The following is a 14,040-nucleotide window of genomic DNA, read 5'->3' as shown; positions in this document are numbered from 1 at the left end:
ATTCACAATTTTTTCAGTATTAAAATTAATCGTATTGCATACGATTTTTGGTATTGACAGTAATTTAAGATCTGTCATCAATACTTGTACTGTAATTACTATGATTAATAAGAAATATTATTTTTGTCTATTTTAATTTTGCTTAAAACTGACCAATAAGTTTTAGACAAATTGGCCAGTTTATATCATTTAAAAAACATCATGTTATTAATCAATTTTATCTGATTTTTTTTGTTGTTTTTCCTTAGTTTTAATAGGTTTTGTTTTATTTTTTACAGATTTACTCTTTGTACTTTCTGAATTTTGTTTTATTGATCCATCAATTAATTCAAGAACAATGCCTTCCGTTTCGCTAAAATCTAATAATAATGTTGAAGCTTTCCCATTACTATTGTTCTTTCTTTGTAATAATAAATTTGAGATTGCAGGCAAAATTTGTTGATTCAAAATACTATCAATATTACGAGCCCCTGTATCAGGTAACAAACAAGCAGAAGCAAGTTGATCGTATAATTGATCACTAACTTTAAAGCCAATTTTGTAATGTTTTTGTATTCGTGAAGCAACTTTATCCAATTTCATTTTGACTATCTGGTTCAATGCTTTATCCGATAACGGTGTATAAATAACCGTTTGGAAACGAGCCAGTAGTGCTGGTTGGAAATGTTCTCGAATAATTGGTCGTAATAACTCATGTTGAGTAGCCGTATCAGCATCTGGCATCTGTTCAAATAGAGCCATTAATTCATCATTACCTAAATTAGATGTCATGAGTATTAAGGTATTACGAAAATCGATTTCACGACCCTCTCCGTCTCGCATAAATCCACGATCAAAAACTTGATAGAATAAATTAAGTACATCACGATGGGCTTTTTCAATCTCATCTAATAACACTACACTGTAAGGTCGTTTTCTAACTGCTTCGGTTAACACACCACCTTGGCCATATCCAACATAGCCTGGAGGAGAACCTTTGAGTTGAGATACTGTATGAGGTTCTTGATATTCAGACATATTAATAGTTACAAGTGATTGTTCACCACCAAATAATGTGTCTGCAAGTGCTAATGCCGTTTCCGTTTTACCCACGCCAGACGGACCAACTAATAAAAATACCCCCATAGGTGCATCTTCTGAAGTCAGTCCTGTTTTAGTGGCTCGAATACGTTTTGCTAATTCAAATAAAGCGTTATCCTGACCAACAATTCGTTTTCGTAAATCATCTTCAAGAGCCATGAGATGACTTTGTTCATCTTTTAATAAGCTTTCTAAAGGAACGCCTGTCCAATCAGCAATAACAGAAGAAACGACTCTACTATCAACATCAAGCGATAATAACGGTCTGTTTCCTTGCAGTTTATTTAACTTTTCTTGTGTTTCGGTTAATTGTTTTGATAATTTTGGTTCTGGCGTAGTCGTTAATTGTTTTCTCAGTTCAATAAGTTCTGAGATGATTTTCTTTTCTTCTTCAAACTGAGTTTGCTCGATGATTAATTGTTTTTGTAAATCATCTAATATCTTATTAATTTCAGTTATGCGTTCGGATGAATTGTTTTCACTTAATAATAAATCGTCTTCAATCGCTACTTTTTCGATTGTTAATGATGCGATTTTTGCTTCAAGTTCAATGATCGATTCAGGTATAGTATCAAGGCTCATTCTCACTCTAGCGGAAGCAGTATCTAAAAGATCAACAGCTTTATCAGGGAGTTGACGACCACTAATATAACGGCGAGATAATGTTACAGCTGTTTTTACTGCTTCATCTAAAATGTGAACACCATGATGAATCGCATATCGTGATTTTAATCCACGCAACATAAGACAGGCTTTTTCATCATCAGGTTCATCCGCTTTAACCATTTGAAAACGACGCTCAAGTGCAGCATCTTTTTCAAAATACTGCTTGTATTCTGACCATGTTGTTGCCGCAATGGTTCTTAATTCCCCTCGAGCTAATGCTGGTTTTAATAAATTTGCCGCATCTGCACCGCCTGCTGAATTTCCAGCACCAATAATGGTATGAGCTTCGTCAATAAACAGGAGAATTGGAGTTTGTGATTGCTGTACAGCATCGATAACATTTTTAAGTCTCTGTTCAAATTCACCTTTTACACCGGCGCCCGCTTGCAATAAGCCTAAATCAAGGGCTAATATGCTCACATCTTTAAGATTATTTGGTATATTGCCTTCTGCTATTCGTAAGGCTAATCCTTCAACTAAAGCAGTTTTACCTACACCTGGCTCCCCCACTAAAATTGGATTATTTTTTCGGCGACGGGATAAAATATCGACCATCTGCCTAATTTCTTTATCACGACCTAATACAGGATCGATTTTACCTGCTTTGGCTTTTTCTGTAACATCTTCAGTAAAGCGACTTAATACAGCTTGATGATGTTTTTGCTGAAGAGCTTTATTATCTTCTTTTTCACTTTCAGCTTGCGTTATTTGAGAATGATCACCTAAATTTTGCAGGTCGTTTTGTAAACCATCATTTGAATCATTAAAAGGACTTTCATCAGATAGTTCATCTAATTTTGGACGGAGTTTCTTTAAAGAAACAGGCGTTAAGCTAAGAAGTTGCCATGCATCTTGAGCCTTTAAGCATTGTGGCATTTCTTGTAAAACCTGTAGTATATGAAGAGATCGAATTGTTTCTTCATGATCTTCTAATGAAGCTTTTAACCATGCTGCTTGCAATACAGCAATAAGTGATGATGATAAACTAGGTTTATTATTAATGGTATGCGGTAATGCATCAAGGAAACTTAGTAGTCCTTGCCAAATTTTATCCATATCAAGTTGATAATGCCTTGCTATGATTGTAATATCACCAGATCCTTGCTCTAATAGTTTTAACAACCAATGTTCAAGTGTGATTTCAGTATGAGCGCGGGTTTGACATAACTCTGCGGCTGATTCAAGTGATTTTGCACAGTAAGGGTTCAGTCGTCTTAATAAAACAGATGGATCGGCAATCATTACTATTCCTTTTTATTATATATTGATCTCTAATCTTTATTTCCAAAGATGCTGACCCTTAAGTCAGGAAAGGGTCAGCAAATATTAAATTACGCTCGACTTTCTACCCAGCTATCTGAGTGAATGATGTTGCCATCTTTATAAGTCCAAGTAATTTTTTCATAACGAAGTTCAACACGCTCTAAATGATTGTATTGTTCTTTTGTTGGGTCTTTGATATTGTGCATTTCTGGTTTAACAGATACAACTTTTACACCATCCATTAACGTATTAAAATACTCAATTTCTTGACCAGCATCGTTAATTTTGTACCATTTGATCTCAACTGATTTTAAGTTTTGACCTGTGGTAACTGCTTTGTAAAGATAAGGTGATGAAGCATCGACTTCTTTAACAAACTCAAGTGCTTTATGAACACGTGTGCCAGTTAATTTACCAGTATTACCATCTGTTGGGATGTACACTTTGTGATCAAACTCAACAACTTCTACACTACCTTCACGGCCAAACACGGTTACAGATCCCTTAATTTCCGCGCCGCCGTCATCTTTTAAGAACATATATGCTGGAACAGCCATTGTTTTACTCCTTTTTTGTTTTAGTTAAATCCCTTAGTTTTCTTGTGTCAAAAAACAATTTGACATTTGAGGAACTAAGCTTATTTCCACACGTCGATTTTTGGCACGATTCTCTGCAGTATCGTTATCAACCAACGGTTTTTTTGAGCCATACCCTTGTATGGCAAAACAGGTTTCAGGCATATCACTTGTTTTCATGAACCAATTTCTAACTGAAATAGCACGATCTAAAGACAATTGTATATTTTTGTCCTCACTACCTGTGGAATCAGTATGTCCGCCAATTAAGATGAGCCATCCTGTTTCCTGATTACTTTTTATTTGTTTTTGCATTTCAACTAAAGCATTGATCAGTATTTTGGTCGAATCTGGTTTCAAATTTGATTGACCTGTTTCAAATAATGATAAGCTATCTAAACGTATTACCACTGGTATTACCACTTGAGGTGGTTCTATCACTTCTGGTGGTTTCGCAACGTATTTACTAATGGCAATATTTAACGGTTCTATGAGTTGTTGCCCATGGTATAACCCTACACCTAAGCGTACAGGTTCACCTTGTGAAAAATACTTATTCAACATTATTCTATCGTTTTTCAAAATTTCTAATGCTTTAAGTTTCTCATCATAATTATCCATAGCAATGGAATGATAAAAATCAATATCGCTTTCAACTTGCTTAGCAAGTTTTATATTATTTTTAAATGATGCTCCTAAACATCCCATAGTAAATAAGGACGTTATAACAAGTAATCCACAGATCATTGAGCTAATAGGTGAAAACGGATATGCAATAGGCATAAACTTTACTAAATCATCTGGAGGACTAACGTTTTCTTGTATTTTTCGAGTATTAGGGAGTCTCATAGTTGTAAGACTTTCCCACTTATTTTGTATTATATTATTAGTAGTAGCCTCTTGATTAACAGGATAAATAGCTGCAGCAGCTGGCATACATTTTGCTATAGGTTGTTTAGGATCCACTAATGTTGATAAAACAACCTGTTCAATCCAATCTTTAGTTTCATTTAAAAAAGCTTGAAGACTTAAACGACGTTCTCTTTCTTTAGGTGAAATTTTAATATCATTCACCCAATTATTTAATGGAGATAAATAACGATCAAGCAAGTTTAATTTTTGATTTTTAAGTTGAAACCATTGAACAGGAATAGATTCAAATTCATCATAAATTAAATCATTAAATCCAATATGTACCGATATGTAAACAGGTAACGAATATTTAGCAATTTTGCTTGTATCAACCCAAGATTGACGAAAAGCTTGCAATTTTGCAATAAAAATCCCTTGTTTATCTTCGATTTCTGGTGTCAAAGCTAAAAAAATACCTACCCTGCCAATCATATCAGGCCATTTAGCTATTAACGAATCATAGACTATTGGCAAGTGTGAATATTCATCAACATAGATCCAAACGGCTTCAGAAGAAACTAAAATATTCGATTGGGCTAAAGATAAATCATCAGGGAAAAAATCTTTTGCACCACTGCCTGTCACTAATAAAATAGGTAGACGATAACGCTGTTTTGCAGGTAGCAAATCAAGTTTCTCAGTTAAAAAAGCAATATTAGTCGTCGATGAAGCAAGTACTTTTCGATAGTGCTTCATACGCCATAATATGCCTGTGGTTATCACTACCACTAAAACTGATCCTATAATTTGCCATCCCATTGTTATTGGCAAAAAGACAAATAACAATAATAGGCTTAAGGTAGCTGCATAAATAATCTGAATACGCTTAGGATAATCGCTCATAAGACCTCTTTTTAACCAATAAGCGAGTCAATTAAATTATCAAGTTGATTATTCAAGATAAAGTATAGTGCAATCACGCAAATAAAAGACAATGCTGTTAAAGATAAAAGTAGAGTCTTTCGTCCCCAAAAACGATGATCCTGAGCTTGTTCAATAATAGGATGATTTTGTTCTGGTTCTGATTCACGCAATGCTTCTCGAAGTGCTAATATAAGATGCTCCCTTTCCATTTGAGCTTTTCCTAAATAACATCCTTGAAAACCTAGCCCTAATACTCTATCAAAACAACTTAGAACAATTTCTTCTTTTTTATCATCTTTTAAACGACTGCGAATTTTTTCAAATAAGTCATAACCTGCATTATTGGTATTAAAATAGATGACTTGGAGCGGTTCACCAAGCCATTCATCATAGCCTTGATCGCTAGGATTATCTTTTTGATAAAGCAAAACTGTTTCATCTAATAAGGCACATAATGCATAACTAATATCATCTATAACATCTTGTTTATATTGTGCATTGTATAAAGCATCACGAACATTCTTGATCTGTTCTTTACAATGTTCATATAGTTTATGTCCTGAAGGAATTTTTGCTTTTGCCTTTAGTTCTACAACTACTAATATTGAGTCACGCAATAATTCATCGATAATAATTTTTTTTGGTTCTGTATTCATTACCTTAACCCTATGATCGCAGTACTGCGAAAAGTTCTAATGAAATATCTGGCATTGCCCTTGGAACATAAAATTCACAGCATCTGGCAAGCAACATATTTTTTGCTGCACTATGAGACAAATCCAGAGCAAAATATTGATTCTCTAAACGTAATGGTATTGCTGCTGGTACATGATTTAATGCTTTGATCGGTATACCTGAAAGTGCTGAATGTATAATTTGTCTAACATCATCTGGCGCCCCTGCTTTACACAGTATTGGAAATTGTGAAAGTAATTGATGGCCAGGCATACTAGAACGAACTGAAAGATAAAAATCTGCATCCTCAACAAGCCGTGAATCATTCAAACGACCTGTCCATAAAGTATCTTGATCATGAACTAAATCAATTTTAATAACGCGTGAAGGTAAGCTTTCTTCTAATAAATTACGCACTAACTCAAAAAGCGGAGGGAAAACCTCATTAAGTTTATCATGCTGATAAGCAGGAATATCATTAACACTATTTACTAATGAAAAAGTCAACAAAGAACCTGTAAACGCAGTTAAAGTTTGATAAAGACGTTCAGGATGAATTGTTGGATTATCACGTAAAAATTTAAGCTGAGGTTCAAATGAACTCAATGCATTAAGGAGCCAAAATAGAGAAACATCCGCAGTTGCAAATTCAGCAATTTGTTGATTACGCTCATGGCGCATACCAAGTAAATGCTGGCGTTTTGCTTGTATCTGGATACATAAAAGATCTAGCTCTTTCAGTAATGATCCGCTTTGTGTCAAAAGATTCAATATTGGCGGAATGTATTGAAGATCTAAAATAAATCGACCATTAAGATCACGTTTTAGACGAGCAACTGGACAGGTTATATAATCACTATTATCTTCAAAATCAAATAAAAAGGTCAACGCATATCGTTCAACAGCAATTGTTTCAGAGTTTTGACCAAAAAGATCAGGTACTTCAACCCACTCTTTTCGATAACGAAGTGGTCTTTCTAGACGTTGATTATCTTGTAGACAATTTCCACCATTAGCATTTAATAATGGAATTCCGATTAAAACAGTGACTTCATTGAGTTCAACTGGAATATCATTGTTCAACATTCTTGCTTCTGGTAAATTATCAGCAATATCAGTATCAACAACTACACCATCATTAAACCGAATGCTGATCGATTCTGCTTTAAGGCGATCTATTGAAAGCGATTGTGTATCAATATTTATTTTTTCAACTCCCCACGGATTAGCTACTAACATAGCCATTAAGTTTTGTGATGAGTATTGCCGCCATAATTCTTGTTGTTGGAATTGCTGAGGCGTCAAAAAGACGCCCTCATTCCATAAAGGACGAAAAATTTTCATTTACCCTGAGACTCCAGTTTTTTCCTATAAAATCGATATTAATTTTTAGCTTTTGGCATTTGTGAAACCATTGATAAATTAATATCCATCCCTTCTATCTGGAAGTGAGGAACTAAGAATGTCTTAACACGGAAAAAGCCAGGATTATCTTCAATGTCTTCAACAATTACTTTTGCTTCACGTAATGGGTGTGATGCTTGAACTTCATCACTTGGATCGGTCATTTCTGTAACAAGATTACTAATCCATCTGTTGAGTTCAAGTTCAAGTACTCGGCGATCTTTAGTTGCACCAATATTTTCACGTTGAATAACTTTAAGATAATGAGCTATACGTGATAATAAGAAAATATACGGTAAACGAGAATTAATTCGACTATTTGCAGTTGCTTCTTTAGTATCGTAAAGGGTTGGTTTCTGTGTTGAATTAGCAGAAAAGAAACATGCATAATCTCTATTTTTATAGAAAGATAATGGTATAAAACCTAAATTAGCAAATTCAAACTCACGAGTTTCTGGAATAAGAACTTCAGTTGGAATTTTAACTTGATTACCAGTTCCTAAATCATAAAGATGAATTGGTAGATCTTCAACTAAGCCACCAGCTTGTGGACCGCGAATTTGAACACACCAGCCATTACGGACAAAGCTTTGTGCCATATTTGCAGCAAAAGCATAAGATGCATTAGCCCAAAGGTAACGATCATGATCAAGACCTTTAACATCTTCAACATAGTTAAAACTACGAACAGGAACAGTATCAGGTCCATATGGTAAACGTGCTAATACACGAGGTAAAGTTAACCCAACATAACGTGAGTCATCCGTTTCACGGAAACTATTCCATTTTGTATATTCTGCACGATCAAAGTAGTTTCCAATATCTTTGATTGCCGCAACTTCTTCCATTGTCTCTTTACCGAAAAATTTTGGTCCAGCAGAGCCAACAAATGGCATATGCGCTGAGGCAGCAACCTTAGAAATATTACGTAATAAAGCGATATCTTGTGAACTACGATCAAATTCATAATTTGAAATGGTCACACCAATTGGTTCACCACCTGGTGTATCATATTCCTGAATATAAGTGTGTCTGTAAAAACCTGATTGGGAAATTTCCGGTGCATCTTCAAAATCTTGACGAAGATCTTCTTTAGATATATCTAGCAATTCAATTTTTACATTTTGACGGAAATCGGTACGATCAACTAAAAATTTTAGACCTCGCCACGTTGATTCAATTTCTTGAAAGGTTTTATCATGCATCACAACATCAAGTTGGCGACTTATTTTTTGGTCTATTTGGCTGATATGATAATCAAGTAAATGCTTATCTAACTTTTCGATTTTTTGAGAGGAACCTTGTATTAACTGAAGCAGTATATTAACAGCCATTGTAACACGTTCATCTTGAGAAGTTTCAAACAAAACCTCATTGTCTTCATATTTATCAATATCACTTACTTTTTTAATTGTATTTAAATTTATTTTATCAAATAAAGATTGGTAAACACTTCCTGTTTCTTGTGTAACTGTCTCTACAGTAGCTTTATTCTCTTGCTTTTGTTCCATTGTTGTTCTCTCGTAATACTTATCTTTAAGACACTAAATTGTCATTAATTTTTTGAACTAATTCTTATAAAAAACTATTTCGTACTTTCAGATACAATTGCTTCTAATTCAGCTCGTAGCTCATCAGACAATTGTTCATCCTTAACGATTTTTTCAAGTTCATAACGAAATGTTGCGTTATCGAGCAGATTAGATTTTAAATCTCTTAGTAAATTGCGCATTGCAAGCAAAGAGCGTAACTGAGGGATTTTCTTAGCGACTTGTTCTGGAGAGAAATCATTCATTGATTCAAAAGAGAGATCGACATTGACATCACTACCATCATCAGCAAGCGTATTAGGAACGGTAATTGTTGCTTCAGGTTTAAAGTCTTTTAATACTGCATCAAAATTATTCTTGTTGATAGAAACTTTTTCTTTTTCTGAAAGAGTACGTTTATCTTTACCACGACCATAATCACCAACAGATAAAATTTTTAACGGTAATTCAACTTTCTTTTTAGCCCCACCGGTATGAAGATCTAGTTGAATATTAACACGCGCAGCAGGTACTTCATTTTGATAACTATTAGACATTTTAATTCCTTAATTTCCCTATTTTTTATAAATCTTAGAGGCGAGATCAATTATTGATTCGTTTCTGCCTGGAATTTACACTAATTAAAATCAATTTACAAGCTTCATTAATAATTTTATTTAATTTTTTTTTTTAAAAAAAGTTCTTATATCCATTAAATAAAATTAGAAATTAAGGAACTTACTGTAAATATTAAGTTTTTTTTTAATAAATTCTAAGAAAATTTATTTATAAATAAATAATTTTCACATGAAAAAAATTCAATCAAACATTCAATCAATAATGGCACATCTTAAAAAATGACCATTTTATGTAATAACCTAATAATTTGTATACATTTTTTGATAAATATAAATTTTGCGACAATAAGTATAAAAATTAGAAAAGTTTATTAGTAATATTGCTTTCAATTTTCAAATTTATTTATTTGGACTAATGAGAACATTTTTCAATTTAACTACTACTTTTAACAAAAGTAATTTTATTTTTTCTGAATGGTTAATATTTATCCAATAATTTGTTAAGGTTGGCGATACTGTACTTTTAACTATCTTATATATTATAAATAATAAATGCAGTCATTATTTTCTTAATAAATGAGGTTACATGTATTGTCATATAATTAAGTAGTTATTAAATATAAATGTTTTTATATTGGTTAATAGTTAATATTTTCACGTATGCTTTTCTATAATATCTATCATTCATATAGATGGAACAATCTACTTTTAATTCAAATTTTATATACAATAAGTTATCTTTAAAAATTAAATCGTTCAATTTTACAAATTTTAGAAAAAAAGTTTGACTTTTATCTATTAGGTGATAATAATTCTCATTAGCATTTAAATTAATGAAATTTTAATAACAAATTAAACGTCCAAAGAATTATCAGTAAAACGGATTTTACTTTTTTAAATCATCAAAACTCTCACTGATTTTCTATAATTTGCTTCAATTTGATTATATATTAAACAAAAGGAGTCGCTAATGAAGTTTAATTATTTTAAACGGCGCAAAACCCTACTATCAGTAATACTATCATCTTTGCTCGTTCTTACAGGTATGTCCGAGTCATCAGCAGCAGAAAAAAAATTTAAAGTTGTTACCACATTTACCGTTATTCAAGATATTGCCCAAAACGTTGCGGGAGATGCTGCAACTGTTGAATCAATTACTAAAGTAGGCGCCGAAATACACGAATATGATCCGACCCCTCAAGATATTACTAAAGCGCTTTCAGCCGATCTAGTTTTATGGAATGGACTTAATTTGGAACTTTGGTTTAAACGTTTTTTTGAAGATATTAAAGATGTTCCATCAGTTATAGTGACAGAAGGCATCGAACCGATGCCAATCCAAGAAGGTAGTTATAAAGGGAATCCAAATCCTCATGCATGGATGTCACCGACACTTGCTTTAACTTATATTGAGAACATTCGTGCAGCCTTTGTTAAGTATGATCCTAAAAATGCCACTATCTATAATAAAAATGCGCAGGATTATGTTGCTAAAATCAAAGCTCTTGATGCCCCACTGCGTGAGCGTTTGGCTAAAATTCCAGAAGCACAACGTTGGTTAGTGACAAGTGAGGGTGCATTCAGCTATCTAGCTCGCGATTATAATTTAAAAGAAGCCTACTTATGGCCAATCAATGCTGAACAACAAGGTACACCAAAGCAGGTTAAAAATCTTATTGATTTAGTCAGAGCGAATAAAATTCCTGTTGTTTTTAGTGAAAGTACAATTTCTGATAAACCTGCAAAGCAAGTTAGCAAAGAAACGGGCGCTAAATACGGTGGTGTGCTTTATGTTGATTCGCTTTCAACAAAAGACGGTCCTGTTCCAACCTATATCGATCTTTTAAAAATCACGGTTGAAACCATAGCTAAAGGATTTGAGAAATAATGACACAAATATGCTTAAATGTTAATGATATCACGGTAACATACAATAATGGTCATACTGCAATTCATGATGCTAGTTTTCGCCTTAATGGCGGTACGATTTGTGCACTTGTTGGAGTGAATGGTAGTGGAAAATCCACTTTGTTTAAAAGTATTATGGGCATGATTCGTCCAACCCGTGGGCAAGTAACATTTAATGATATTTCAGTTGCTCAAGCATTAAAGCAAAACATCATAGCTTATGTTCCACAAACGGAAGAGGTTGATTGGGATTTTCCTGTTTTAGTATCAGACGTCGTTATGATGGGACGTTATGGTCATATGTCGTTTTTTCGTATCCCAAGTAAAGAAGATAAAAAACAAGTTGATATTGCACTTGAACGCGTAAATATGCTGGATTTTAAGCACCGCCAAATAGGTGAGTTATCGGGAGGGCAAAAAAAGCGTGTTTTTTTAGCTAGAGCTTTAGCGCAGCAAGGTAAAGTATTGTTACTAGATGAACCCTTTACAGGAGTTGATGTAAAAACTGAAAATGCCATTATTGATTTATTAAAAGCTCTGCGAAAAGAAAATCATCTTATTTTAGTTTCTACCCATAATTTAGGTAGTGTGCCAGAATTTTGTGACCAAGTCGTATTAATTAATCAAACAGTTTTAGCTTTTGGGCCTACCAAAACTACCTTTACCCCTCAAAATTTGATGACGACTTTTGGTGGTGCATTGCGCTATCTGAGTTTGTCTGGCGAAAAATTACATCAAGACGAAGATCCCCGTAAAGTATCGATCTTAACTGACGATGAACGTGCGGCGATTTTTTATGGTGAAGGTAAAGATGATTCCCCACACCAAGATTTGTTGGTTGATGCCCAGTCAGATCAACCAAAAGGATGACAATAATGGAATTCTTACTTGAGCCATTTACCTATGATTTTATGCTGAAAGCTATTTGGGTGAGTAGCATTGTTGGCGCTGCTTGTGCTTTTTTATCAGCCTTTCTAATGTTGAAAGGTTGGTCATTAATGGGGGATGCATTGTCACATTCGGTTGTCCCAGGCGTAGCGGGGGCTTATGCGCTTGGTTTACCTTATTCGGTCGGAGCTTTTTTTACGGGATTACTTGCAGCGTTATCTATAACTATCATTCGTGCCATTACACGCTTAAAAGAAGATGCCATTATCGGTTTTATTTTCTCAACTTTTTTTGCAATTGGATTATTAATTATTTCGCTAAATCCCACCTCTGTTAATGCGCAAACTATTATTTTTGGGAATATTTTAGGCATTGATGATAGTGATATGTGGCAGGTACAAATCATTATTTTGATTTCTTTGGTTTTGTTACTCCTTTTTTGGAAAGATCTGTTAGTTGTATTTTTTGATGAAATCCACGCACGATCAATTGGTCTAAAGCCTTTGCATTTAAAAATTCTTTTTTTCACTATTTTGAGTGCTTGTACTGTCGCCGCCCTACAAACAGTTGGTGCTATTTTGGTTATTGCTATGGTCGTCACTCCCGGAGCAACCGCTTATTTGCTAACGAATCGATTTTCAAGGCTGTTAATTATTTCCGTGGTAATTGGCGCATCAACCAGTGCGATTGGTGCTTGGTTTAGTTACTTTTTGAATGGTGAAACTGGTGGCGTTATTGTTTCGCTGCAAACATTGATTTTTATTGTGGTCTTTTTGTTTGCACCAAAACAAGGTTTAATCTCAAACCGTTTACGAATAAGACAAAGCCGATTAAATAACGGGGCAAATATATGACAGATTTATTGGAATATCTTTATTATCCTTTTACTCTGCCTCTTATGCAACGTGCCATTATTGCGGCACTAGCCACGGGTATTGTTTGTGCTCTCCTATCATGCTTTTTAGTGTTAAAAGGCTGGTCATTAATGGGAGATGCCATATCACATGCAGTATTACCGGGCATTGTACTTGCGTATTTAGCAGGGATTCCGATTATCATAGGTGCATTTGCCTCAGGATTATTGTGCTCGGTTGCCACGGGTTATATTAAAGAAAATAGCCGAATAAAAGAAGATACAGTAATGGGAATTGTGTTTTCGGGAATGTTTGCGTTTGGTTTAGTACTGTTTTCAAAAGTAGATACATCACAACATTTAAATCATATCCTATTTGGTAGCGTGCTAGGCACGAGTTATGCTGAGTTAGAACAGATTATGTTAATTGCAGGGATAGTATCAGCAATAGTAATCGTCAAGCGTCGTGATTTACTGTTATATTGTTTCGATCCGGTTCAAGCCAAAGTGGTAGGTTTACCGGTAAAATTATTACATTATGGATTACTTTGTGTTTTAGCTTTAACTATCGTCAGCTCTTTAAAAACAGCTGGCGTGATTTTGGTTATTGCAATGCTGATAGCACCGGGCATTATTGCATTTTCGTTAACTAAACGTTTTGAAAGGATGCTATTGATAGCAGTAATTGTTTCGATATTTTCAACTGTTATTGGAACACTAATTAGCTTCTATTTAGATGCATCGACCAGTGCATGTATTGTAATTTTGCAAGCCATTATCTTTTTAGGCGTGCAGATTTACCAATTTATAGTAAGGCAAAGTGTTAGGAATTAATGAGAAATGTT

Annotated in this window: 11 protein-coding genes; 4 read left to right on the top strand and 7 right to left on the bottom strand. The window is 34.0% G+C overall.

The features are described from left to right. Positions 1 to 207: 207 nt before the first annotated feature. From tssH to tssB, 7 genes are all read right to left on the bottom strand, one after another. Positions 208 to 2,988, bottom strand: a complete 2,781-nt coding sequence (gene tssH / locus H3S73_RS02165) for a type VI secretion system ATPase TssH (protein ID WP_198235784.1) — start codon at positions 2,986 to 2,988, stop codon at positions 208 to 210. An 89-nt stretch (positions 2,989 to 3,077) separates the two neighbouring features. Next, on the bottom strand, positions 3,078 to 3,566 hold the full coding sequence (locus H3S73_RS02160) for an Hcp family type VI secretion system effector (protein WP_065738788.1): 489 nt from the start codon (positions 3,564 to 3,566) through the stop codon (positions 3,078 to 3,080). Positions 3,567 to 3,599: 33 nt separating this feature from the next. Further along, on the bottom strand, positions 3,600 to 5,339 hold the full coding sequence (locus H3S73_RS02155) for an OmpA family protein (RefSeq protein WP_198235783.1): 1,740 nt from the start codon (positions 5,337 to 5,339) through the stop codon (positions 3,600 to 3,602). A gap of 11 nt (positions 5,340 to 5,350) precedes the next feature. Further along, positions 5,351 to 6,016 carry a type VI secretion system protein TssL, short form gene (gene tssL / locus H3S73_RS02150; RefSeq protein WP_198235782.1) on the bottom strand — a complete coding sequence of 222 codons (666 nt, stop codon included), beginning with the start codon at positions 6,014 to 6,016 and terminating at the stop codon, positions 5,351 to 5,353. A 10-nt stretch (positions 6,017 to 6,026) separates the two neighbouring features. Continuing rightward, positions 6,027 to 7,379, bottom strand: coding sequence for a type VI secretion system baseplate subunit TssK (gene tssK / locus H3S73_RS02145; RefSeq protein WP_198228573.1), 1,353 nt, complete (start codon positions 7,377 to 7,379; stop codon positions 6,027 to 6,029). A 38-nt stretch (positions 7,380 to 7,417) separates the two neighbouring features. Further along, positions 7,418 to 8,950: a type VI secretion system contractile sheath large subunit gene (gene tssC / locus H3S73_RS02140; protein WP_198228575.1), complete on the bottom strand. Its 1,533-nt coding sequence runs from the start codon at positions 8,948 to 8,950 to the stop codon at positions 7,418 to 7,420. A gap of 74 nt (positions 8,951 to 9,024) precedes the next feature. Continuing rightward, entirely contained in the window at positions 9,025 to 9,525 is a 501-nt protein-coding gene (gene tssB / locus H3S73_RS02135) for a type VI secretion system contractile sheath small subunit (RefSeq protein WP_198228577.1), read from the bottom strand. 1,066 nt (positions 9,526 to 10,591) lie between these two features. On the opposite strand from tssB, the gene H3S73_RS02130 reads away from it, so the two are divergent. The 4 genes from H3S73_RS02130 to H3S73_RS02115 are packed head-to-tail and all read left to right on the top strand — an operon-like array spanning position 10,592 to position 14,029. Next, the gene (locus tag H3S73_RS02130; protein WP_232352912.1) at positions 10,592 to 11,434 is read left to right on the top strand and encodes a metal ABC transporter substrate-binding protein; all 843 of its coding nucleotides are present in this window, start codon (positions 10,592 to 10,594) and stop codon (positions 11,432 to 11,434) included. Next, a complete protein-coding gene (locus tag H3S73_RS02125; protein WP_198235780.1) occupies positions 11,434 to 12,324 on the top strand; it encodes a manganese/iron ABC transporter ATP-binding protein in 891 nt (296 codons plus the stop codon). Before H3S73_RS02130 ends, H3S73_RS02125 begins: the two co-directional genes overlap by 1 nt. A gap of 2 nt (positions 12,325 to 12,326) precedes the next feature. Beyond that, entirely contained in the window at positions 12,327 to 13,196 is an 870-nt protein-coding gene (locus H3S73_RS02120; protein ID WP_370528780.1) for a metal ABC transporter permease, read from the top strand. Beyond that, complete coding sequence (locus H3S73_RS02115; protein WP_198235778.1) at positions 13,193 to 14,029, top strand: metal ABC transporter permease; 837 nt, start codon at positions 13,193 to 13,195, stop codon at positions 14,027 to 14,029. Before H3S73_RS02120 ends, H3S73_RS02115 begins: the two co-directional genes overlap by 4 nt. Positions 14,030 to 14,040 lie beyond the last annotated feature (11 nt).

This window comes from Gilliamella sp. B14384G12 (assembly GCF_016101825.1).
Classification (GTDB): domain Bacteria; phylum Pseudomonadota; class Gammaproteobacteria; order Enterobacterales; family Orbaceae; genus Gilliamella; species Gilliamella apicola_N.
The sequence above is the reverse complement of the archived record's forward strand: the minus strand, read 5'-3'. Positions and strand labels throughout refer to the sequence as shown.